This window comes from Sulfuricella sp., from assembly GCF_035531155.1.
In the GTDB taxonomy this organism is placed as follows: Bacteria; Pseudomonadota; Gammaproteobacteria; order Burkholderiales; family Sulfuricellaceae; genus Sulfuricella.
Window position 1 is genome coordinate 20,720 of the sequence record NZ_DATKTK010000052.1, and the last position, 21,677, is coordinate 42,396.

The following is a 21,677-nucleotide window of genomic DNA, read 5'->3' on the forward strand; positions in this document are numbered from 1 at the left end:
CGTAAATAGGAGAGCAACATGAAAAATTATTTCCCCCCAAGATGGCTGGCGGCCGCCTTCGCCCTGCTGGTGTTTCATCTGCCCGCGATGGGGGAAGATATCGACCTGTTCGTCGGGCTTCCCCCGTCCGCGGCCGATGCGCCGAATGTGCTGATCGTCCTGGACAACACGGCGAACTGGAACACCGCATTTACCAATGAAATGGCGGCTTTGGTCAACGTCGTGAGCGGATTGCCCGCGGACAAGTTCCGCATCGGGCTGATGCTGTTTACCGAAACGGGAGGCGGCAATTCCGGCAACGATGGCGCCTACGTGCGCGCGGCGGTGCGCCAGATGGATACCGCCAACAAGGCCAAATACCAGGCACTGGTGAGCGGGCTAGGTCAGACCGCCGACAAGGGCAATGCGGGCAAGGTCGGCAAAGCCATGGAGGAAGCTTATCTGTACTATGCGGGCTTGGCGCCCCACGCCGGCAACAACAAGAACAAAACAGATTACATCGGGAACGCGTCCGGTACCGCCTCGTCGAACGCCATCTATGCGCTGCCCGGCAACGCGCTGGCATCGAAAGCCGGCACCCCCTATGCCAGCCCCCTTGTATCGGGCAGCTGCGCGAAAAACTATATCATCTATATCAGCAATGGCGCGGCACAGGATAACTCATCAGATATCTCTCAGGCCACGGCGGCGCTGACCGCGGTTGGCGGTAGCACGACCACCATTCCTATTTCTCCCAGCGGTTCGCAGGATAATGTGGCCGACGAATGGGCGCGCTTCATGAAAAAGAGCCCCTTAGGCGTCGTCACTTATACGCTCGATATCAACAAAGTGACCACGGGCCAGGGGCCGGGCTGGACCGCGCTGCTGAAAAGCATGGCGAATGTGAGCAGCGGAAAATATTTCGATGTCGCCAGCTCCGGCACCCAGATTGCCGATGCCCTGAACAAGGTTTTTTCTGAAATCCAGACCGTCAACAGCGTGTTTGCCTCGGTCAGCTTGCCGGTGAGTGTTAACACGCAGGGAACTTACCTGAACCAGGTGTATATCGGCATGTTCCGGCCCGATGCGGACTCCTTTCCGCGCTGGTCGGGCAACCTGAAGCAGTACAAACTCGGCATAGTCGGCAACGCGCTCAAATTGCTGGACGCGAACGGCAACGGCGCCATCAACTCCCAGACCGGCTTTATTGGAGAGTGCGCGCGCAGTTTCTGGACGCCCTCTACCGTGGACACTTACTGGGCATTCAGGCCGCAGGGAACCTGCCTGACGGTGGCCAATGCGGATATTTCCAACTATCCCGATGGCAATATCGTGGAAAAGGGCGCCCAGGCCTACATGCTGCGGAGCACGACGGCGCGCACGGTGAAAACCTGCTCTTCGACGTTTGCTTCCTGCACTACTATGACCGACTTCAATAACACCAACGTAACCCAGGACATGCTGGGTGCAGCCAATACGACGGAGCGGGATGCGATCATCAACTGGACGCGCGGGCTGGATATCGATGACGAAAACACGAATGCGCTGACCACAACCGAGATGCGTCCCTCGGCGCATGGCGATGTGGTGCACTCGCGGCCGGTGGCGATCAATTACGGAACCGATGCCGCACCCCAGGTGGTGGTGTATTACGGCGGCAACGACGGCGTGTTGCGCGCCGTCAATGGCAACCGTAGCACCAGTATCGGTGGTGTCACCGCAGGCAGCGAACTCTGGTCGTTTGTTGCGCCCGAGTTCTACACCAACCTCAAGCGCATTCGCGACAACACCGTCACCATCAGCTTCCCCGGCAATACCACGGGCACAACGACACCGCTGCCCAAGCCTTATGCCTTCGACGGGCCGGTCACCGCTCACAAGGCGGCCTCCAATGCCTGGATATACGCCAGCATGCGGCGTGGCGGACGGGCGCTGTATGCCTTTGACGTGACCTCCCCGGCCAGCCCAAGCCTGAAATGGAAGATAGGCTGCCCTAACAACTTCCCCGCTTCTGGAACGGTGAACGATACAGGCTGCACCACGGGTTTCGCCGGCATCGGCCAGACCTGGTCCCAGCCCAAGGTCATCAAGGCGCCGGGCTATGGCGCGGGAGCTACGCCCATGCTCATCATGGGCGGCGGTTACGATACCTGCGAGGATGTCGATTCCACTACGGCAGCCTGCGCCTCTCCCAAGGGCAACAAGATTTATGTGCTGGACGCCGACACCGGGGCATTGCTCAAGACGCTGGATACGGACCGGAGCGTGATTGCCGATCTGACGGTTGTGCCGGACAGCTCCGGACTGTCCAAGTATGCCTACGCGGCGGATATGGGCGGGAACCTCTATCGCATTACGATAGGTTCGGCTGCGCCGGCAAGCTGGACGATTACCAAGATCGCCTCCCTTGGCTGCGACACGGTAGGTACTTGTACGCCCAACCGGAAGTTCATGTTCGCACCGGATGTGGTTGAGGATAATGGCACTTATTTCCTGATGGTTGGCTCCGGCGATCGCGAAAAACCGTTGACCAGTTACACTCAAGCCGCCCTCGTGGCCAATCATTTCTTCATGGTGAAGGACAAGCCAATGGAAGCTGCTTGGCTGAGTTCAGAGAATGGTACCTGTGGTGCGGACGTGATTTGCGTAAGCTCGCTGCTGCCGATCACGACCAGTGCCAATCCGACACTGGTTCAAGTGGATGAGAAAAAAGGCTGGTATCTGGGGTTGGCTTCGACCGAACAGGTGGTCACTTCCGCCATCACGGTTTTCGGCGTGACGACATTCAGTACGCACCAGCCTGCCGTTCCCACGCCCGGCTCCTGTGGCCCTAATCTGGGAACGACCCAGGTGTATAACATCAGTTACACTAATGCGGCGAGCGCCAATGGAACCGGCCTTCGCTACCAGGAGGTCGTTGGCGGCGGTTTGCCGCCGTCACCCGTAGCCGGCATGGTGACGCTGGATGACGGCACCACTGTTCCTTTTATAATCGGCGCCAGACCGGATTCTCCGCTTGAAGGCGCGCCGCCGGCCTCGCCTTCAACGGTGGTTCAGCCCAAGAGCAGGGTTTATTGGTATATCCAGCAATAATGGGAAAAACGAGGATAAAATTCAGTCGGCGTCAGGGGCGAATGACTCACTTGCGGGTGCCGATCCAGCAGGGTTTTAGCTTGATCGAATTGATGATCACCATCTCGATATTGGGAATTTTGCTGGCGATCGCGGTGCCGTCTTTCACCGATGCCGTGCTGGGCAGCAAACTCCGCTCATATGCCAACAACTTTCTCTCCAGCACCTATCTGGCGCGCGGAGAGGCCATCAAGCGCAATTCAGTGGTCAATCTCTGCGCCTCCTCCAATGGCACAAGCTGCACGGGTGACTGGGAGCAGGGATGGATCGTATTGACCGGGACGACAGTCATCCAACGTCAGTCGGCATTGTCCTCCGGTATGAAAATGACAGAATCGGGTGGCGTCAGCAGCATCAATTTTCAGCCGACCGGGGTGGGCGTCACGCCGGCCACTCTGACTGTCTGCCGTGCTACGCCCAGCGTGGGTGGCCAGGAGCGCGTGATTTCTATCAGTGCAACCGGTCGCGCTTCGGTCGCCAAGACAACGACTGGCTCCTGCCCGTAAAAAAATTGCACCCTTAGCCTGAACAGTCCGCACGCTGATCATATTCGTTTCCGGTAGTCCAAAAGTATTGTCTACGCTATCAGGGTATCCCATTCATGTATGTTCCAAATGCCAACTCGTGGTTGAGCTATACCGATAGCATAAGCCGGCTGGCGGCCGGTTTGCTGGAATCGGCGGCAAAATGGGGGGAATGAAAATTTGAATCCTGACTTTCTGATCGTCGGCGGCGGCGTCATCGGCTTGAGCAGTGCCCTTGAACTTGCACGGCAAGGGGCCGGGGTGGCAGTGCTGGAGCGCGGGGTGTGCGGAGGGGAATCTTCCTGGGCGGGCGGGGGGATTTTGTCGCCGCTGTTGCCTTGGGATTATTCGTCTGCTGTGACCGATCTGACGCAGCTGAGCTGTCGGCTTTTTCCGGATTGGGTGGGGCGTGTTGCCGATATCAGCGGCATCGACCCGGAATACCGGGTCAGCGGAATGCGGGTCTTGCCACCGTTTGATGCCGAGAGGGCCATACCATGGTGTGCCGGTCATGGTGTGCGGCTGGAGCGGGATGGAGAGGCTTTGTGGTTGCCGGACGTCGCGCAGGTGCGCAATCCGCGCCTGATCAAGGCGTTGCGCCTCGCGCTGGAACGGATGGGGGTGCGGATTGTGGAACACACCGAGGTGACCGGGATCGTTTCCACGGAAGATCGGGTGGAGCGACTGGATACCACGGCTGGCCCTTTTGCGGCGGGGCGCTATGTCGTTGCTGCCGGGGCCTGGAGCAAGAAGCTGCTGGCCGAATGGGGTGTGCAGCTCGATATCAAGCCGATGCGCGGCCAAATGCTGCTTTACAGGGCGCGGCCCGGACTGCTGCGGCACATTATCCTGCAGAATGGCACTTATCTGATTCCTCGCGATGACGGGCATATTCTGGTCGGCAGCACTCTGGAGGATGTCGGCTTCGACAAGGCGACGACCGAGGAGGCCCGGGTTGCGCTTCATTTACGGGCACTGGGCATGCTGCCTCAACTGGCCCAGGCAGAGTTTATCAAGCACTGGGCGGGGCTGCGCCCAGCTGCACCCGATAATATCCCGACCATTGCCCGGCATCCACAGCTTGAGAACCTTTTTCTCAATAGCGGGCATTTTCGCTACGGCGTCACCATGGCACCTGCGAGCGCTCAGATTCTCGCAAATCGGTTATTTAACCGGGAGCAACCCTTCGATGTTTCAAGCTATGATTGGCCAAGGTTGAATTAAAATTATTAGACAAAGTCCAATGCTTGGTTTAGTATGAATTTATGGATATGAAAATTTACACTCGCGATAACATGGCTGATCTGCTGCGGCAGCACTCGATCAATCCGACGCATCAACGACTCGAGATTGCCTATGCGTTGTTCTCGAGGCAGGAGCACCTTTCCGCCGATCAGATTCTTGCGATCGTCAATACCAAGCACAGCGAAACCTCCAAGGCAACGGTCTACAACACCCTCAATTTATTCGTGGAAAAGAAGCTGATCCGCGAAGTGATCGTGGACCCCAGCAAAGTGTTTTACGACCCCAATACCCACGAGCACCATCATTTCTACGATGTGGTCAGCGGCCAATTGACCGATATCGACGCGACGGACTTCAAGATCAGCGGCTTGCCCATGTTGCCGCCGGGTGTGATTACCGAAGGCATCGACATTATCGTCCGTATCCGCCCGCAAGCGGTTGCCGCCTGATCAAAATTCCTTATCGCTTAACGTGAATTATTCGTTCGACCCGTTATGGTGCGCTGCAACGGTTGATGGCTGAGGGCGAAGAGGGATATAATGCCGAGCTTGTGTGCCGATGTAGCTCAGTTGGTAGAGCAGCGCATTCGTAATGCGAAGGTCACCAGTTCGATTCCGGTCATCGGCACCACCCCATACTCCAAAGCAGTCCAAAGAAGGCCGTAAACCCCAATAAATACTAAGGTTTGCGGCCTTTTTCACGTCCAGAGCAGTCCTGGCTAGTCCATTGCAATCCCAAATTATTGACGGTATATTTGACGGTACATGCAGATACCGTCAAGCGAGATACCGTCAAAAGGGGTTTCAATGGCACTGACAGCGATAGAAGTAAAGGCAGCAAAGCCGACAGACAAGCCATTCAAGCTATCCGATGGCGGCGGTTTATATCTGCTGGTGCAACCCAACGGCGCAAAGTATTGGCGGCTTGATTACCGTTTTTCAGGCAAGCGCAAAACATTGGCCGTGGGCGTTTATCCGGACGTAAGCCTGTTAGACGCAAGGGAACGGCGCGACGAGGCGCGCAAGCTGTTAGCCGCTGACATCGACCCCAGCGCGAACAAGAAGGCGAAAAGAGCCGCCAAACAGGGGCAAGCCGCAAACAGCTTCGAAGTGGTGGCCCTGGAATGGCTGGAAAAATTCGGTGCCAAGAAAGCTGCATCAACCATCGAGAAAACCCATTTCATCCTTCGGCGCGATGTCTTCCCCTGGCTGGGGGTGCTGCCCATTGCCGAAATCAAACCGTTTGATCTGCTGACAGCCCTGCAACGGATTGAAGGCCGTGGCGCACTGGAAACCGCCCACCGTGCCAAGCAATACGTGGGGCAGATATTCCGCTATGCCGTGGGCACCCAAAGGGCCGAACGGGACATATCGCAAGACCTCAAGGGGGCATTGCCAGCGCCCAACGTCAAGCACCGCGCCGCGATCACCGACCCGCTGAAATTCGGCGGATTGCTGCGCGCCATTGATGCCTTCGCCGGCACCTTTACCGTCAAATGCGCCATGAAGCTGGCCCCGCTGATCTTCGTGCGGCCGGGCGAACTGCGCCGGACGGAATGGGCCTGGGTGGATCTGGACGCGGCGATGATCTGCTACCCGGCTGCGGTGATGAAAATGCGCGAAGATCACATCGTCCCGCTGTCCCGGCAGGCGGTGGAAATCCTGCACGAGATCCAGCCGCTTACCGGGCAGGGCAGATATGTATTCCCCGGCATCCGAACCGGCGAGCAGCCGATGAGCGAAGCGGCTATTAACGCGGCGCTGCGCCGCTTGGGATTCGACAAAACGGAAATGACCGGGCACGGCTTCCGGGCCACTGTTCGGACTATCGGGGATGAAGTGCTGGGCTTTCGTGTAGACCTCATCGAGCACCAGCTAGCCCATGCCGTGAAAGACCCGAACGGGCGAGCCTACAACCGCACGGCGCACCTTCCCGAACGCAAGAAGATGATGCAGCAATGGGCGGATTACCTGGACAAGCTCAAAGCCGGGGCCGAAGTCATTCAGCTGCACGGCAACGTGGCATAATGATTTTGCTGCGCCTAGCCCGAGGCTGATCCCCGAGGGCGAATACCGGTCACCCTTACCCGGCTGGCGCAGCTTCTTAATCAAGGGACGCTGATAGGGGGCTCATTTTGATATCCAAAAACAAGCCGAAATATGGCGGGGTGTTGGGTAAGCCGATACCTCAGCGGTTGGCATTTGCCGCGCTGTTAAAAGCTAACAATCCGGAAGACGAGGCGAAAATATTTAGCGAATGGCGATCAGAAACTGATGTCGAACGCTTGTTCTTGCTCTTGAACCATTATGAAATTGGCACTGATGAAGATAGTAAGTGGCTTTTTTTGGCTTTAGAGCTGGCGCGTGATCATGTTCCGGGATTTACCCTTTCAGAAGGAAAGGGGCCGGGTAGACCGAGAAAGGTAGGGGGTAGGTTAGCTGATCTCATGCGACTACCGCGCAAACCCGGCAGACCAAAAAAGGAAAGGAATTTAACTGGTTTTCTAGGGTTGGTTGAGAAAACTAAAATTGAACATAAGCTAACTGGTCGCGGCTCAGATAAGCGAGCGCTGGAAATTCTTCTTACCGCTGACGCGAAAGATAAGAATGAATCTGTAATTAAAGTATTAAGAGACGAGCTCCCTTATTTCCAAAAACGCTTGTCCGAAGCGCGCAAGCTTATTCCGAAAATTCGAGAAAATTACCCAGAATAGTTTTTGCACTTTTATCGGATTGCAGGGCTTGTATTGTTAAACCCGTCGGCCCCCAGTGGCCTTACTTTGACGGGAGTAATCTTAGATGCACAAACTACCTGAAACGGGCTTTCTTCGCCTGCCCCAAATCATCGGCAATCTCAAAGCCGAACCGCCGATCCCCCCTGTAATCCCTGTCTGCAAATCCGCGTGGTGGGCTGGCGTCAAATCCGGGCGCTTCCCCCAACCGGTCAAACTCGGGCCGTCCACAACTGCGTGGCGGGTTGAGGACATTCGCAAACTGATTGCATCGGCAGGGGGTGAAAAATGAACCAGCGCCCCACATCCGACACCGCCACAAAAGAAAACGCCCCAGCAAGGGCCAGGGCGGAAAGTAATACAGACAACAGCCATCATAACGACAACAGTGCCGACTCGCAACGAGCCAAAATATTGGCGTGGTTCAGGACGTGCAGCACTCTGACCACGCTACAGGCGCGGCAACTTTTGGACGTGATGCACCCGGCAGCGCGGGTACAGGAATTGAAAGGCCTGGGCTTCAAGATTGATACCGTCTGGACTACCGACACGACACCGGAAGGAAAGGCCCACCGTGTAGGCAAATACGTTTATCAGCCTTAAGCGGGGGCCCATCATGAATGATGATTGGCTTGAACGCCTGCAATGGCTGTTAAATCGCTTCTCTGGGCTTGGCATCACTGCTGATATAGGCGCAATGGGCTTAATTGACCTGTGGGGGCTGTATTGCCTTCTTAACCGCTTGGCGGGGGAGGCGTGATGGCACGAAAGAACCGTTACAAGGATGCAGCGGATAAGCGGGAGGGCGGCGGGTTCGTTGCCCTTCCCCATGCCGTGATCCGTTCCCATTCCTACAGCCTGTTGAGCGCCCATGCCATCAAGCTGCTGTTCGATCAACTGTCGCAATATAACGGCGGCAACAACGGCGACCTGAGCACGGCCTGGACGCTGATGAAGCCGAGGGGGTGGAAGTCGAAGGAAACTTTGAGCAAGGCCATCAAGGAACTGGTCGAGGCGGGATGGCTGGAACTGACCCGGCAGGGGGGAAGGCACAAGCCCAGCCTCTACGCCGTTACTTTTTACGCCATAGACGAATGCAATGGCAAACTGGATGTGCAACCAACCCGCACCCCCAGGGGAACATGGAAGCAGAACGAGCCATTGCCGCCCATGCCGAAATTAAAAGTGGTGCCCCGCCTACCGGGTCAATTATCCGACGACTACCCCGCCAGCCGTACCAATTCAGAGGAGGTAACATGCTGATTGACCCGCCAGCCGTACCAGTCAGGCCATATTGCCGCATTCAATTGACCCGCCAGCCGTACACCTCTATAGATTTACCATGTAGGGGTGCTGTTCTTTTGTTGTCTGCTGAGGCTGTGGGTGATAACCAATAGGAATGAATAATGACGATCAAACCGAAGAAGCCGACAGCGAAGCCAACGGCACCACGCAAAGATAAACCCATCACGCTGCCAGATGAAAACCGCAAGGTATTGCCGATTGCCGCGACTAACGAGGACGAAGCAAGGAAGCGGCTTGCCGAACTTTACCTGCTGCCAAACCTTTACGCGGCACGACTGGTACTGGCCTACAACCCGAAAAGCTCGCTGGATCTGGTGGGGGTGGCGGCAAAAATGCGGGAACACTCCCAGGAGGTCAACGGCGGCGATCTGTCGCAAGCCGAGGCGATGCTCATCAATCAGGCGCAAGCCCTGCAAGCCATATTCACCAATTTTGCCGAACGAGCCTACAGCCAAACAGGCGTGGTTCAAATTCAAACCATGCTAGGGCTGGCACTCAAGGCGCAAAGCCAGTGCCGTGCCACCCTGCAAACGCTGGTGGACGTGAAATACCCCAGGCAGGCGACTTTCATCAAACAGGCCAATATTGCCAACCAGCAACAGGTCAACAACGGCGCCTTGTCACCCGGCGAACCTTCGCGTGAAGAAAAACCGATTCAATCAAACGAACTTTTGGAGGATCAACATGGCAAGCGGATGGACACCGGAAAGACGGGCGCGGCAAGCGGCGCTGATCCACAACTGGAAACCGTGGGCGCGATCAACCGGGCCTAAGTCTGAGGAAGGGAAGGCAGCCAGTTCCATGAATGCCAACAAGCACGGGTTACGAGGGCGCAAGTGGCTGGATCTGGCGCGTGATGTGAATGATTATGTGCGGCGGTGCAAAGAGGTTGTCGATTGAAAAGAATCAAATAAATTATTGAGCCGATGCGGCCACCGAATAATCCATTAATGAGTTAAAAATTTTATTATTAGCTCCTCTCGTTGCTGGCTAGAGATGTTCGCCATAAATTTAAATCCCTTGATGCGTTCATCCTCAGAAACTGTTGCAAGATGTTCAAGAAGTTTTCCACGCTGACTTTCTGAGAGACTATCGATCTCCTTGATAGCCCGCTCACGCTCACTCTCAGAGAGGCTCAAGAGCGAGTTTCTTAATACTCCCAGCTTACGCGAGCGTACTTCTTGCTGCTGCACGTCCATTTGCTGCTGTTGCATCTGGATTTGCTGCTGTTGCATTTGAATCTGCTGCTGTCGCAATATCATTTGTTGCTGCTGTACCGCGCGTTGATCCATAAGATCCATCAAACTGGGGCCAACTTGCATGTCAAACTGACCTGCAAGTTGCATACAACCATTTCCCCCATTGCCGTGATAGCAGTCCGCAATGGCAGCAATGGGTGAATATAGTAATGCAGAAAATAAAATCAATAGCTTATACATAATTTCACCCCTACTTATTTATGTGACATACTCATCTTTTCTCAATAAATATGCAATGAAGAGGAATAATTTTAAAGGGTGGATGCAATGAAACAAATAATGCTAATTGGTATAATGATTGCTTGGATCTTTGCATCTAATATAGCAGTGGCAGATTGTAGTTGTGTCTGTATGCGTGGCGAGGTTCAAGCGGTTTGTAGCAGCACCTTAGATATCCGGCCAATCTGCGCGCCAAGAATTTGTCCAATTACACCACCTTCTGTTGAACCGATTCAGCAACCACGTGTACCTCCGATTGGAACGTCCAATTGCACCCAACAGCAGGTGTATAACGAATATTCACACATGTATGAATGGAAAGAAATTTGCTATTGAGCTTGCCATTGATTAAAGAGATATATTGAAGTGTGTTTGACTTGGTGAACTGGCGGGTAGAAAAAATAATTGTCGGTACATTTGACGGTATTTTAATAAATCATAAAACGTAGAATAGCCAAGCGCGCCATTTTCATGCTATTGTTTCATGCCGGTCATCGCACCATTTATCCTGCTAGTCAATAAATACAGTCTATGCCTGCACAGGGTGTGCAGGATTCCAGCGTAAACCCTTTTTGCCAGTAACATTCTTCCCATACTTGGCGAGCGATTTCTTATTCGCCCCCCCAGGCTGGTTTTGACTTCTTACTGGCCGGCTTTTAAATAGCCCGATTACGACGAAGGGGCTGATGCAGCTTTGCCGATTTTACTCGGATAGGCCCAGCCGTTGCGCCAGGCGCCGATCACCATGTTGGGATACTCCGGCCTGCCCAGGCTGCCATTGTAGCGGCCCAGGGCGCGGAACAGATCGCCCTTTTCGACGTTGAGGTAGTGCCTAAGGATGGTGCAGCCGTAGCGCAGGTTGGTGCGGATGTGGAACAGGTTCTGGTCGGGAGTGCCGATATGCTTGACCCAGAACGGCATGACCTGCATGTAGCCACGTGCTCCGGCATAGGATACGGCATATTTCTTGAAGCCGCTTTCCACCTGGATCAAGCCCAGCACCATTTGGGGGTCGAGGCCCGCGCGGGAGGCCTCGTAGTGTACGGTTTTGAGGAAGTCCAGGCGCACGGTACTGTCCGGAATGCGCTTCGCCAGCCGCTGTGACATTTCCGCCATCCAGATATTGGCATCGGTTTGTGAGGCAAAGACGAGGCGCGGAGAAGCGCCATCGCTGACTGTTTTATGCAGCGCCGCCTGTACGCTGGCGCTCAACGGCTCCTCACGCTGTGCGCCGGCGTGGGCTGTGGTGGATATAATCAGCAGCAGGGAGAAAAAGAATCTTAACCACGAATGACCACGAATGACCACGAATGACCACGAATTATTCGTGTGAATTCGTGTGAATTCGTGTGAATTCGTGGTTGAGTTTTTTAATTCCCGCATGCCATTGATTTTATGTGACTCACAATATTTTGCAAGGGGATGGCTGTGGCCTTCTCATCACGGCGCCCCTGGTATTCCACGTTGCCGTCCTTCAGTCCGCGCTCGCCGATCACGATACGGTGCGGGATGCCGATCAGCTCAAGGTCGGCAAACATTACGCCGGGGCGTTCGTCGCGGTCGTCCAGCAGAACTTCGACGCCTGCGGCCGTGAATTCGGCGTAAAGCTTCTCGACTGTTTCTTTCACCAGTTCGCTTCGGTTGATGCCGATCGGCACGATGGCGAGCTGGAACGGTGCCATCGCGGGCGGGAAGACGATGCCGTGCTCGTCGTGGCCCTGCTCGATGGCGGCGGCGACGATGCGTGAGACGCCGATGCCGTAGCAGCCCATTTCCATCACCTGCTCCTTGCCATTCTCGTCAAGAAAAGTGGCTTTCATCGCTTCGGAATACTTGGTGCGCAGCTGGAAGATATGGCCGACCTCGATGCCGCGGCACAGTTCCAGCGTGCCCTTGCCATCTGGGCTGGGATCGCCCTCGACCACGTTGCGGATGTCGACCAGTTCCTTCAGTTCAGGCAGGTCACGGCCGAAATTGACGCCGGTGAGGTGGTAGCCGTCCTCATTGGCGCCGCAAACGAAGTCGCTCATCGCCGCCACCGAGCGGTCGGCGATGAGCGTGAGGTTCAGGCCGACCGGGCCGAGCGAGCCGGCGTTGCAGCCGGCGGCGGCACGAATTTGCGCGTCAGCGGCAAAGCGCAGCGGCTGGGCAAGCTGGAGCAGCTTGCCGGCCTTGACTTCGTTGAGCTGGTGATCGCCGCGCAGCAGCAGCGCCACGACGCCGCCGTCGTGCCCTTCCAGCAGCAGGGTCTTGACGGTTTTGTGCGCGGGGACTTTAAGAAATTCGCAGACTTCCTCGATGCTGTGCTTGCCGGGCGTGGCGACTTTTTGCATCGCTTCGGCGGGAGCAGGACGCGGGGTCGTAGGGGACACCGCTTCGGCCAACTCGATGTTGGCGGCATAGTCGGAACTGGGGCAGAAGGCGATGGCGTCCTCGCCGGAATCGGCCAGTACGTGAAACTCATGCGAGCCGGTGCCGCCGATCGCGCCGGTATCCGCCGCCACAGCGCGGAATTTCAGGCCGAGGCGGGAGAAAATGCGGCTGTAGCAGTCATGCATCACCTGGTAGGTTTGCTCCAGGCTGGCGAAGTTTGCGTGGAAGGAATAGGCGTCCTTCATCACGAACTCGCGTGCGCGCATCACGCCGAAACGCGGGCGGATTTCGTCGCGAAACTTGGTTTGAATCTGGTAGAAGTTCACGGGCAGCTGGCGGTAGCTCTTGATTTCGCGGCGCGCGACATCGGTGATCACCTCTTCGTGGGTCGGTCCGAAGCAGAAGTCGCGCCCATGGCGATCCTTGATCTTCAGCATCTGCGGGCCGAACACATCCCAGCGCCCGGTTTCCTGCCACAGCTCGGCGGGAACCACCGCCGGCATCAACAGCTCGACCGCGCCGCTCTGGTCCATTTCCGCGCGCACGATGTTTTCGACCTTGCGCAGCACCCTGAGGCCGAGCGGCATCCAGGTATACAGGCCGCTGCCGATGCGCTTGATCAGGCCGGCGCGGAGCATCAGTTTGTGGCTGACCAACTCGGCTTCGGCGGGCGCTTCCTTGAGGGTGGACAGGAAAAATTGTGATACACGCATGGGGAGTCCCGTAATCAAATTCAGAATTCGCGATTTTAACCGAAAACAAGGCGTATATCGGATTGATTTGGACTGGAAATAGCAGTAGCCTATAATTGATATTTACCGATTAATAAGATAAAGGGAGACGATCATGTACACCGAAGTCGATGAAGCGGCCGATATCAGCAAGGAAAAGCTGGTTGCAGATTTTAAAGTGGTGGTGGCCGATGCAGAAGCGCTGCTCAGGGCGACCGCTAATGATGCGGGTGAAAAGGTAGTGGCTGCGCGCGAAAAAATCCAGTCCAGCCTGGTCGAAGCTAAAGTACAGTTGGCACGGGCTGAAGCGGCGATTATAGACAAAACCAAGCAGGCCGCCCGGGCCACCGATCAGTACGTGCATGACAATCCGTGGAAGGCGGTGGGTATTTCCGCCTGTGTCGGGCTGGTGATTGGCGTCCTGATCGTGCGTCGCTGACATTCGGATAGTTATGACGGAAACTGATGCAGGCATGGCGCGTGCCACTGGATTGTTTGCTTCCCTGCGCAATTTTGCCGCCACGCTAACGGCGGTAGCCCAGACAAGGCTGGAGTTGTTGGCGAATGAAGTGGAGGAGGAGAAGCTCCGCTTTGGTCAGTTGCTGTTGTTCGGTAGCATCGCGCTGTTTTGCTTGGCTGTCGGCAGCGTGTTTCTCGCGATATTCGTCACCGTCCTGTTATGGGAGAGTCACCGGCTGTTGGTTCTGGGCGGATTGGCCGTGCTTTTTTTTAGCCTCGGCGGTGTGGCTGTCGCGATGTTTCGTGCCCGCGCTTCGGCCGGGAGCAGGTTATTTGCGGCCAGCCTGGCAGAGCTGGGCAAAGACCGCCAGCAGTTGTTGCCATAATCCTAGAAACCTCAGTTGACCGCTTGACTGGACATTTAATACCGTGATTTCAATAAACTTCTTCATGATTTACCGTTTCACCCGGTTGGTGAGTCCGCTACGGGGTGGATTGCACGGTTTTTGCGGCGCATGGCGGCGTTACAACTCCTTGGAATGGAACGGCCATTCCGCGTCGTTGTGCCTTGCCCTGCACCCCAGAAACCGCACACTCCACCCCGTCCAACTGAGGTTTCTAGGATAATGGGGGTCGAGCAAAGGTTGGTCGAGCTTTCCCGACGGCGTGCCGAGCTGGTGGCACATAGCGCGGCACAACGTGCTGAATTGGGCGAACTCTGTCATGTCTGGCGTCTGCCGATGGCGATTGTCGATCAGGGCGTATCCGTATGGCGTTTCTTACGCGTGCATCTGGCCTTGCCGGTCGGGCTGGGTGTTGCATTTGCGGCGGCGCGGCCGCGCAGGGCGCTAAAATGGCTCGGTCGTGGCTGGGCACTGTGGCGCTTTTTCCGCAACATGGCCGCCGGACAAGGGAAGCCGAATTGATTGGCAGTAGCCGATTTTCCTGGAAATAGCTTTTAACCACGAATTTACACGAATAGCCCAATTTCTTTCCTTGCCGCATCCTGCCGGCAGGCGTGAGTCGTTCTGCATCCTTCCTGACACAACCCGGATATATGAAGTGGAGCGGCTGGGATTGCCTTTATTTTTTTTCTCCATCGAGGTAACAATTGGGAATGTTTTTCGGACGACGTATTCATAAAGCGGTAGCCGCAGGTGATGTCGTAGACGTCAGCGAGCGCGACGGCGTACGTTCGTTGCATCTGGGCAGTCAGACAGTGCAAAGTTCGATGCGCATCAGCGCGCCCAACGAGCTTGAGCTTGCTTATACCCGCAGCATGATGGGTTTTCTCCTGTTCAACCCTGATCCGGTGCGCTTCCTGATGGTTGGGTTGGGAGGGGGGTCATTGGCCAAATTCGTTTATCACCGCATGCCGGCCACACGCATCGCGGCGGTGGAGCTGAACTCGCAGGTGGCGGCAGCTGCTCGTGCCTATTTTCAGCTGCCTCCGGAAGACGAACGATTCGAGGTGGTGATCGCCGAAGGCGGCCAGTATGTGGCTGACCATCCTGATAGCGCAGATGTGCTGATGGTGGATGGCTTCGACGGTGTTTCACTGGCCGATACACTGGTTACCCAGCGTTATTACGACGATTGTGCCGCCGCCCTGAGTGAACGGGGGGTCTTGGCGGTCAACCTGTGGGGCAGCGACAAGAATTTCGATGTCTACTTGCAGCGTATCGAGACCAGTTTCAATGGCCTGACGCTATGCCTGCCTACGGAAAAGCATGGCAATATGGTCGTGTTCGGTTTCAAGCGCAGCCCTGGCAATCCGCGCTGGGATGATCTGCGCCAGCGTGCCAGAGAACTGGAGCAGGCGTATGGACTGGAATTTCTCAAGTTCGTGGAAGGCCTGCGCAGCCTTAATGCCCACACCGAAAAGCGTTTGCTTGTTTAGATAGGATTTTGTGTGGAACCCATGCCTTATGTCCTTGTCACATGATTAAAGATAATGCGGTGATTTTTTCGGAATGCCGGGTATATGCTGAGTCTGCTTCAGTCGCAATCGTGACTTCGGTCATGGGTGTGAGTTATTTGGCTTTCATTGCCGGGTGAAATGTGAAAAAATTACGTTTAATTTAACGGATTTGAGGTGTTTCACAAATGATAGACCGGGACGGTTATCGCCCCAATGTCGGCATCATTCTATGCAATGCAAAAAATGAGGTTTTCTGGGGCAAGCGTATCAAGGAGCATTCCTGGCAGTTTCCGCAAGGTGGCATCAAGGCCGGGGAATCCCCCGAGCAGGCAATGTTTCGGGAGCTGGAGGAAGAAGTCGGGCTGCAGTCGCAGCACGTGAAGATTATCGGCCGCACCAGGGACTGGCTGCGCTACGATGTGCCGCAGAACTGGGTGCGGCGGGAGTGGCGCGGCAGTTACAAGGGCCAGAAGCAGATCTGGTTTCTTTTGCGTTTGACCGGGCGCGACTGCGATGTGTCGTTGCGCGCATCATCGCACCCCGAGTTCGATGCCTGGCGCTGGCACCATTACTGGGTACCGCTGGAATCGGTGATCGAATTCAAACGCGATGTGTACCGCTTGGCGCTCAACGAGCTGGTCGGCTACCTCAATAAATCAGAATAAACTGGAGTCAAGATGGTTGAATTTTTACCACTACCGCCCAGCAACCTGGTGCAAGGGGCGACTTATTACCAACCCCTGCAAACCTCGCCTGCCCATGTCGAACTGGGCGACCCGGCGGTGCGGGTGATGACTGACCTGAAAGAGGTGATGGCGGTCACCATCGGGCCGGAAAAGACGGTGGACGCTGCCAGGGAGCGCATGGTTCGGCACAGCGTCAGGCTGCTGCTGGTGATCGACGATCAGGAAACCGTCCTCGGGCTGGTTACCGCAACCGACATTCTGGGCGAGAAACCACTGCAATTCATCCAGAAGTCCGGCGGCAGGCGGGAAGATATCCTGGTGCGCAACATCATGACGCCGCAGGAAAAGCTGGAAGTGCTGTGCATGAAGGATGTCGCCGCGGCGAAAGTGGGTCATATCGTCGCAACCCTGAAAAAATGCGGCCGCCAGCATGCCTTGGTGGTGGATACCGAAGGGCCCGGCCAGATTCAACGGGTACGAGGGATTTTTTCCACTTCTCAGGTTTCAAGACTCCTGGGCACGGAAATCCAGACACTGGAAATCGCCCAGACCTTCGCTGAAATTCAGGCGCAGCTCGCCAAATAGTTTTTCGTTTTTCCCGCTTCTCTTTCCCGGATTTTCCTGGTTTGGGCAGTTTTCTTCACATCGTCTATTCTTTCAGTTCGGACGAGGAGAAGGAAAATGTTGCAAAATTGGATTTTGAAACAGGTCGCTCAGCACGTTCGCCGGGAGAGTCTGCCCGTTAATTTCGAGCTGTGGAATGGTGAGGTTCTGAAATTTTCCGATTTCCCGAGGGTGACGGTCAGCGTGCGCTCGTCCAAGGGGTTGTCTTCCCTGATCAGACCCACCTTGGGCAAGTTTGCGCGGAATTATGTCGAGCAGCACATCGATCTGGTCGGCGGGGCCAGGGAAATCATGCGGCTGGGCGAATCTTTATGTGAAGCATCCGGCCGAATAGCCCAAAAAAATGCTTTTTCACTGAGCTGGTTGCGCCACGCCCGCCTCGATAGTCGTCGTGCGATCAGTTACCATTACGACGTCTCCAACGAGTTCTATGGATTGTGGCTGGACCAGCGTCGTATCTATTCCTGCGCCTATTTCCGTTGCCCGGACGATAGCCTGGATGTGGCTCAGGAGCAGAAGCTGGAGCATGTCTGCCGCAAGCTTGACCTGAAAGAAAATGAGGCTTTTCTCGACATCGGGTGCGGATGGGGTGGCTTGATGCTGTGGGCGGCGGAGCGGCACGGCGTAAAGGCAGACGGTATTACCCTGAGCCAGAGCCAGTACGATTATGTGCGGGAACAGATTCGGGTGCGCGGGCTGGAAAGTCGCTGCCGCGTCCGTTTGATGGATTACCGCGATCTGCCGGAAACCGAGTCGTTCGACAAAATTGCCAGTATTGGCATGTTCGAGCATGTCGGCAGAAAAAATTTCCCCGCTTATTTCGGCAAAATTTACCGCCTGCTCAAGCCCGGCGGACTGGTGCTGAACCATGGCATCACCACGGTGCGGCTGGATGGTGGCGAGCTGGGTAGCGACCTTGGCGAGTTCATCGACCAGTATGTCTTTCCGGGCGGCGACCTGGCGCATGTGTCGGCGGTGACCGAGGCGATGTCTCAACAGAAGCTGGAATGCTGGGATGTGGAATGTCTGCGCCCGCATTACGCGAAAACTTTGTGGCACTGGGTTGATCGCCTGGAGGCCAAGCAGGATGAGGCTCGCTCCATCGTCGGCGAAGCCCGGTTCCGTATCTGGTGGATTTACATGGCGGGTTCCGCGTATGCCTTCGAACGGGGCTGGCTGTCCGTGTTCCAGGTGCTTGCCGTCAAACCGCTGGAGAACGGTGCCGTACCTTATCCGCTGACGCGGGAGCATGTATACATGTGATACGGAAGAATCGGGGAGGGCAGTGCAGCGGGCGGTGTTACGGGGTATTATTCGGTCTTCCGAGACACTGCTTTTGACCCATGAAAAAAATTCTTGTGCTGTTTTCATTGCTGCTTCCCCTGATGGCGTCCGCCGAGTGGGGGAAATTCGAATTCGAATTTGATGAGGAAAAGCCGTGGGCCGAGATCGAGGCTCAGCTCCCGCCTTATCCAAAGGAAGAAAACCTGCTGCCGCTATTCGTTAGTGCCGCCACTGATAACAAGTTCTTTGTCGATGCCGCTTCCATCAGCACGGGCGAGGACGGCATAGTGCGCTACACGATGATCGTCAAATCATCGGCAGGTGCGGTCAATGTGAGCTTCGAGGGTATCCGTTGCGCTAGTCGCGAAAGGAGGCTTTACGCTTTCGGGCGCAAGGAAGGATCCTGGTCGAGGGCGCGCTTCGCCAAGTGGGAACCGATCCGTTACCAGGACCGTAACCGTCACCATCATATGCTTTACGACGATTTCTTTTGTCCCAGCGGCATTGCCGTGAAGACCCCGCAGGAAGCGGTCGATCTGCTGAAGCGTAGCTTCAGACCTTAGTGATCGAGCAAAAACAACTTGGACAATAGCCGGTCTCCTAAGATGAAAAATTATCCGCTTATGTAGGTTGGGTTAGGCGTGGTTTTTTGCGCCGTAACCCAACAAACCCAAACATTCACCAAAAGTAGGCGCCTCTAGGCGACACCGGTGTTTAGAAGGAAGATTGGGTTTGTTGGGTTACGCGGTAAAGCCGCTAACCCAACCTACATTTATCTGCGTAATCTGTGGTGAGTGACTCCGTGTTCAAGTTATTTTTGCTCGATCCCCTAGCCTTCACTGCAATTTAGTGCTGCTCTTCAGAGCAGCACTAAATTGTCTCGATGGATCAGTTCAGGTTCGTCCACGTAACCAAGAACTGATTCGATCTCCGTACTGGCGTGGCGCAGGATTCGCCGAGTTTCCTGCGCGCTGTAATTGACCAGGCCGCGGCCAATTTCATGGCCTTTAGCGTCCAGGCAGGTCACCACTTCACCACGTTCGAAATCGCCGCTAATCGCGGTCACGCCGATCGGTAGCAGGCTTTTCCCTTCCTTGCGCAGGGCATTGACCGCGCCATCGTCGAGCGTGAGTTTGCCGCCGACCTGGAGGTGGTCGGCGAGCCATTGCTTGCGTGCCACGGTCTTCATTTCGCCGGCAATCAGTTGGGTTCCGATCGCTTCGCCTTGGGCGAGGCGGATCAGCACGTCCGGCTCTCGTCCCCAGGCAATCACGGTATGGGCGCCGCTGCGAGCCGCACGCTTGGCGGCGAGAATTTTGGTCAGCATGCCGCCGCGGCCGATATCGCTGCCGGCTCCGCCCGCCATGGCTTCCAGTGCCGGGTCGCCGGCGCGCGCTTCGCCCACCAGCGTGGCTGTAGGGTCCTTGCGCGGATCGGCGGAATACAGGCCGGTCTGGTCGGTCAGGATCACCAGCGCATCCGCGTCGATCAGGTTGGTGACCAGGGCGCCCAGGGTGTCATTGTCGCCGAAGCGGATTTCCTCGGTGACTACGGTGTCGTTTTCGTTGATGATCGGGATGGCGTTCAGTTCGAGCAGGGTGCGCAGGGTGGAGCGGGCATTCAGATAGCGCTTGCGGTCGGCGAGGTCGTCGTGGGTCAGCAGGATTTGCGCGGTGTGCAGGCCATGCTTGCGGAAGCAGGTTTCATAAACCTGCACCAGCCCCATCTGGCCCACTGCGGCTGCGGCTTGCAGCTCGTGCACGGCGCTGGGGCGCTTCTTCCAGCCGAGGCGTTGCATCCCCTCGGCGATCGCGCCGGAAGAGACCAGCACCACTTCGCGCCCCATGGCCTTGAGGGCGGCAATCTGCGCCGCCCAGGTGGCGATGGCTTCATGGTCGAGGCCGGCGCCGCTGTTGGTGACCAGGCTGCTGCCGACTTTTACGACCAGGCGCTTCGAGTTTTCGATTACGGATTTCATTCGTTTAGTTTACCGCGGAGGCGCAGAGACGCGGAGAAATTCAATTACTGGCTTTCCTCGGCGTCTCCGCGCCTCTGCGGTTCAATCTCTTGTTCAAGTTCACGGTTCTGGTCGAGAAACTCCATGATGGCGTAGACCACTTCCTTGCAGCCTTCTCCGGTGAGGGCGGAAATGATAAAACATTTTCCGTCCCAGCCAAAGTCCTTGAGGAACTGCTGTCTGTACTGGTCGCGCTCGTCGGCGGGCAGCATGTCCATCTTGTTCAGCAGCAGCCAGCGCGGCTTCTGGTAGAGCGATTCGTCGTATTTCTTGAGTTCGTTGACGATCGCATGCGCTTCTGCCACCGGGTTGGCGGTTTCGTCGTAGGGAGCGATGTCAACCAGGTGCAGCAGCAATCGTGTGCGTGCCAGATGGCGCAGGAACTGGTGGCCGAGACCGGCACCTTCGGCTGCGCCCTCTATCAGGCCCGGAATGTCGGCAATGACAAAGCTTTTATCGTGCTCCACGCGCACCACGCCGAGGTTGGGGTGCAGCGTGGTGAAAGGGTAGTCAGCCACCTTCGGCTTGGCCGCAGAAACAGCGCGGATGAAAGTGGACTTTCCGGCATTGGGCATGCCCAGCAGTCCAACATCGGCCAGCACCTTGAGTTCCATTTTGAGTTCACGTACTTCACCCAGTTCGCCGTGTGTGAACTGGCGCGGAGCCCGGTTGGTACTGGACTTGAAGTGCAGGTTGCCGAGACCACCCTTGCCGCCCTTGGCGATCAGGGCTTTTTCGCCGTCCTTGGCGAGGTCGGCGATGATTTCATTGGTGTTGATGTCAGTGATGACTGTGCCGACCGGTACGCGCAGCACCATATCCTCGCCGCCTTTGCCGTAGCAATCCGAGCCCATCCCGTTTCCGCCACGTTCAGCGCGGTGGATGCGGGCAAAGCGATAGTCCACCAGGGTGTTGATGTTGCGGTCGGCAATCGCATAAATGCTGCCGCCGCGCCCGCCATCACCGCCGTTCGGCCCACCCTTGTCGATGTACTTCTCGCGCCTGAAGCTGGCCGAGCCGTTGCCACCGTCGCCGGCATGGACTTCGATTTTTGCTTCGTCAATGAATTTCATGGTGATTACTCAGTGATCAGCTGTCAGTGATCAGTTTCTCAGTGGCTGGCTTTCCCGTTTCTGAGAACTGACAATGAGGGCTGACAACTCAAATAAAAAAGCCCTATCGTCCGAT

The 21,677-nt window shown here is 56.2% G+C and carries 23 protein-coding genes and 1 tRNA gene; 19 read left to right on the forward strand and 5 right to left on the reverse strand.

Features of this window, described 5'->3' with window-relative positions; genetic code table 11:
* The first annotated feature begins 18 nt into the window (after positions 1-18).
* The 11 genes from VMV64_RS11145 (at position 19) to VMV64_RS11195 (ending at position 9,689) form a co-directional block, all read left to right on the forward strand.
* Positions 19-3,072 carry a pilus assembly protein gene (locus VMV64_RS11145; RefSeq protein WP_325330286.1) on the forward strand — a complete coding sequence of 1,018 codons (3,054 nt, stop codon included), beginning with the start codon at positions 19-21 and terminating at the stop codon, positions 3,070-3,072.
* A 41-nt stretch (positions 3,073-3,113) separates the two neighbouring features.
* A complete protein-coding gene (locus VMV64_RS11150) occupies positions 3,114-3,617 on the forward strand; it encodes a GspH/FimT family pseudopilin (RefSeq protein WP_325330288.1) in 504 nt (167 codons plus the stop codon).
* A gap of 198 nt (positions 3,618-3,815) precedes the next feature.
* Entirely contained in the window at positions 3,816-4,859 is a 1,044-nt protein-coding gene (locus tag VMV64_RS11155) for an NAD(P)/FAD-dependent oxidoreductase (RefSeq protein ID WP_325330290.1), read from the forward strand.
* Positions 4,860-4,900: 41 nt separating this feature from the next.
* Positions 4,901-5,329 (forward strand): transcriptional repressor, encoded by a 429-nt coding sequence (locus VMV64_RS11160; RefSeq protein ID WP_325330292.1) that lies wholly within the window; start codon positions 4,901-4,903, stop codon positions 5,327-5,329.
* A 105-nt stretch (positions 5,330-5,434) separates the two neighbouring features.
* A tRNA-Thr gene (locus tag VMV64_RS11165) sits at positions 5,435-5,510 on the forward strand.
* Positions 5,511-5,686: 176 nt separating this feature from the next.
* Complete coding sequence (locus VMV64_RS11170; protein ID WP_325330294.1) at positions 5,687-6,907, forward strand: tyrosine-type recombinase/integrase; 1,221 nt, start codon at positions 5,687-5,689, stop codon at positions 6,905-6,907.
* Between the two features lie 107 nt (positions 6,908-7,014).
* Positions 7,015-7,593 (forward strand): hypothetical protein, encoded by a 579-nt coding sequence (locus VMV64_RS11175; protein ID WP_325330296.1) that lies wholly within the window; start codon positions 7,015-7,017, stop codon positions 7,591-7,593.
* A gap of 306 nt (positions 7,594-7,899) precedes the next feature.
* Positions 7,900-8,214, forward strand: coding sequence for a helix-turn-helix domain-containing protein (locus VMV64_RS11180; RefSeq protein ID WP_325330298.1), 315 nt, complete (start codon positions 7,900-7,902; stop codon positions 8,212-8,214).
* 13 nt (positions 8,215-8,227) lie between these two features.
* Entirely contained in the window at positions 8,228-8,371 is a 144-nt protein-coding gene (locus tag VMV64_RS11185) for a hypothetical protein (RefSeq protein ID WP_325330300.1), read from the forward strand.
* Entirely contained in the window at positions 8,371-8,874 is a 504-nt protein-coding gene (locus VMV64_RS11190; RefSeq protein ID WP_325330302.1) for a hypothetical protein, read from the forward strand. Before VMV64_RS11185 ends, VMV64_RS11190 begins: the two co-directional genes overlap by 1 nt.
* Positions 8,875-9,017: 143 nt before the next feature.
* Positions 9,018-9,689, forward strand: a complete 672-nt coding sequence (locus VMV64_RS11195) for a hypothetical protein (protein WP_325330304.1) — start codon at positions 9,018-9,020, stop codon at positions 9,687-9,689.
* A 174-nt stretch (positions 9,690-9,863) separates the two neighbouring features.
* Here VMV64_RS11195 and VMV64_RS11200 read toward each other — a convergent pair whose 3' ends face one another.
* From VMV64_RS11200 to VMV64_RS11210, 3 genes are all read right to left on the reverse strand, one after another.
* Positions 9,864-10,355, reverse strand: a complete 492-nt coding sequence (locus VMV64_RS11200) for a hypothetical protein (protein WP_325330306.1) — start codon at positions 10,353-10,355, stop codon at positions 9,864-9,866.
* A gap of 708 nt (positions 10,356-11,063) precedes the next feature.
* The gene (locus VMV64_RS11205; protein WP_414718882.1) at positions 11,064-11,696 is read right to left on the reverse strand and encodes a lytic transglycosylase domain-containing protein; all 633 of its coding nucleotides are present in this window, start codon (positions 11,694-11,696) and stop codon (positions 11,064-11,066) included.
* Positions 11,697-11,764: 68 nt separating this feature from the next.
* Entirely contained in the window at positions 11,765-13,480 is a 1,716-nt protein-coding gene (locus tag VMV64_RS11210; RefSeq protein ID WP_325330307.1) for a proline--tRNA ligase, read from the reverse strand.
* A 133-nt stretch (positions 13,481-13,613) separates the two neighbouring features.
* On the opposite strand from VMV64_RS11210, the gene VMV64_RS11215 reads away from it, so the two are divergent.
* The 8 genes from VMV64_RS11215 to VMV64_RS11250 all read left to right on the forward strand — a co-directional run bounded on the left by VMV64_RS11215 (position 13,614) and on the right by VMV64_RS11250 (position 19,035).
* Positions 13,614-13,937: a DUF883 family protein gene (locus tag VMV64_RS11215; RefSeq protein WP_325330308.1), complete on the forward strand. Its 324-nt coding sequence runs from the start codon at positions 13,614-13,616 to the stop codon at positions 13,935-13,937.
* Positions 13,938-13,950: 13 nt separating this feature from the next.
* Positions 13,951-14,343 (forward strand): phage holin family protein, encoded by a 393-nt coding sequence (locus tag VMV64_RS11220; protein WP_325330310.1) that lies wholly within the window; start codon positions 13,951-13,953, stop codon positions 14,341-14,343.
* Positions 14,344-14,583: 240 nt separating this feature from the next.
* Positions 14,584-14,883, forward strand: a complete 300-nt coding sequence (locus tag VMV64_RS11225; protein ID WP_325330312.1) for a YqjK family protein — start codon at positions 14,584-14,586, stop codon at positions 14,881-14,883.
* A 191-nt stretch (positions 14,884-15,074) separates the two neighbouring features.
* Positions 15,075-15,857 (forward strand): polyamine aminopropyltransferase, encoded by a 783-nt coding sequence (locus VMV64_RS11230; RefSeq protein WP_325330314.1) that lies wholly within the window; start codon positions 15,075-15,077, stop codon positions 15,855-15,857.
* A gap of 206 nt (positions 15,858-16,063) precedes the next feature.
* Positions 16,064-16,543 (forward strand): RNA pyrophosphohydrolase, encoded by a 480-nt coding sequence (locus VMV64_RS11235; RefSeq protein WP_325330316.1) that lies wholly within the window; start codon positions 16,064-16,066, stop codon positions 16,541-16,543.
* A gap of 12 nt (positions 16,544-16,555) precedes the next feature.
* A complete protein-coding gene (locus VMV64_RS11240; RefSeq protein ID WP_325330318.1) occupies positions 16,556-17,149 on the forward strand; it encodes a CBS domain-containing protein in 594 nt (197 codons plus the stop codon).
* A 96-nt stretch (positions 17,150-17,245) separates the two neighbouring features.
* On the forward strand, positions 17,246-18,451 hold the full coding sequence (locus tag VMV64_RS11245) for a cyclopropane-fatty-acyl-phospholipid synthase family protein (protein WP_325330321.1): 1,206 nt from the start codon (positions 17,246-17,248) through the stop codon (positions 18,449-18,451).
* An 80-nt stretch (positions 18,452-18,531) separates the two neighbouring features.
* Positions 18,532-19,035, forward strand: a complete 504-nt coding sequence (locus VMV64_RS11250; protein WP_325330323.1) for a CNP1-like family protein — start codon at positions 18,532-18,534, stop codon at positions 19,033-19,035.
* A gap of 296 nt (positions 19,036-19,331) precedes the next feature.
* Here the strand turns inward: VMV64_RS11250 and proB are convergent, their stop codons facing one another.
* Both proB and cgtA read right to left on the reverse strand, forming a co-directional pair.
* Positions 19,332-20,450, reverse strand: coding sequence for a glutamate 5-kinase (proB, locus tag VMV64_RS11255; RefSeq protein ID WP_325330325.1), 1,119 nt, complete (start codon positions 20,448-20,450; stop codon positions 19,332-19,334).
* Positions 20,451-20,494: 44 nt separating this feature from the next.
* Positions 20,495-21,562, reverse strand: a complete 1,068-nt coding sequence (gene cgtA, locus VMV64_RS11260; protein WP_325330327.1) for an Obg family GTPase CgtA — start codon at positions 21,560-21,562, stop codon at positions 20,495-20,497.
* Positions 21,563-21,677 lie beyond the last annotated feature (115 nt).

Bases quoted from the DNA above. Each gene is read 5' to 3' on its own strand.
- VMV64_RS11145 (WP_325330286.1), top strand. From the start codon at position 19: ATGAAAAATTATTTCCCCCCAAGATGGCTGGCGGCCGCCTTCGCCCTG.
- VMV64_RS11150 (WP_325330288.1), top strand. From the start codon at position 3,114: ATGACTCACTTGCGGGTGCCGATCCAGCAGGGTTTTAGCTTGATCGAA.
- VMV64_RS11160 (WP_325330292.1), top strand. From the start codon at position 4,901: ATGGATATGAAAATTTACACTCGCGATAACATGGCTGATCTGCTGCGG.
- VMV64_RS11170 (WP_325330294.1), top strand. From the start codon at position 5,687: ATGGCACTGACAGCGATAGAAGTAAAGGCAGCAAAGCCGACAGACAAG.
- VMV64_RS11180 (WP_325330298.1), top strand. From the start codon at position 7,900: ATGAACCAGCGCCCCACATCCGACACCGCCACAAAAGAAAACGCCCCA.
- VMV64_RS11185 (WP_325330300.1), top strand. From the start codon at position 8,228: ATGAATGATGATTGGCTTGAACGCCTGCAATGGCTGTTAAATCGCTTC.
- VMV64_RS11190 (WP_325330302.1), top strand. From the start codon at position 8,371: ATGGCACGAAAGAACCGTTACAAGGATGCAGCGGATAAGCGGGAGGGC.
- VMV64_RS11195 (WP_325330304.1), top strand. From the start codon at position 9,018: ATGACGATCAAACCGAAGAAGCCGACAGCGAAGCCAACGGCACCACGC.
- VMV64_RS11200 (WP_325330306.1), bottom strand. From the start codon at position 10,355: ATGTATAAGCTATTGATTTTATTTTCTGCATTACTATATTCACCCATT.
- VMV64_RS11210 (WP_325330307.1), bottom strand. From the start codon at position 13,480: ATGCGTGTATCACAATTTTTCCTGTCCACCCTCAAGGAAGCGCCCGCC.
- VMV64_RS11215 (WP_325330308.1), top strand. From the start codon at position 13,614: ATGTACACCGAAGTCGATGAAGCGGCCGATATCAGCAAGGAAAAGCTG.
- VMV64_RS11220 (WP_325330310.1), top strand. From the start codon at position 13,951: ATGACGGAAACTGATGCAGGCATGGCGCGTGCCACTGGATTGTTTGCT.
- VMV64_RS11225 (WP_325330312.1), top strand. From the start codon at position 14,584: ATGGGGGTCGAGCAAAGGTTGGTCGAGCTTTCCCGACGGCGTGCCGAG.
- VMV64_RS11230 (WP_325330314.1), top strand. From the start codon at position 15,075: ATGTTTTTCGGACGACGTATTCATAAAGCGGTAGCCGCAGGTGATGTC.
- VMV64_RS11235 (WP_325330316.1), top strand. From the start codon at position 16,064: ATGATAGACCGGGACGGTTATCGCCCCAATGTCGGCATCATTCTATGC.
- VMV64_RS11240 (WP_325330318.1), top strand. From the start codon at position 16,556: ATGGTTGAATTTTTACCACTACCGCCCAGCAACCTGGTGCAAGGGGCG.
- VMV64_RS11245 (WP_325330321.1), top strand. From the start codon at position 17,246: ATGTTGCAAAATTGGATTTTGAAACAGGTCGCTCAGCACGTTCGCCGG.
- VMV64_RS11250 (WP_325330323.1), top strand. From the start codon at position 18,532: ATGAAAAAAATTCTTGTGCTGTTTTCATTGCTGCTTCCCCTGATGGCG.
- proB (WP_325330325.1), bottom strand. From the start codon at position 20,450: ATGAAATCCGTAATCGAAAACTCGAAGCGCCTGGTCGTAAAAGTCGGC.
- cgtA (WP_325330327.1), bottom strand. From the start codon at position 21,562: ATGAAATTCATTGACGAAGCAAAAATCGAAGTCCATGCCGGCGACGGT.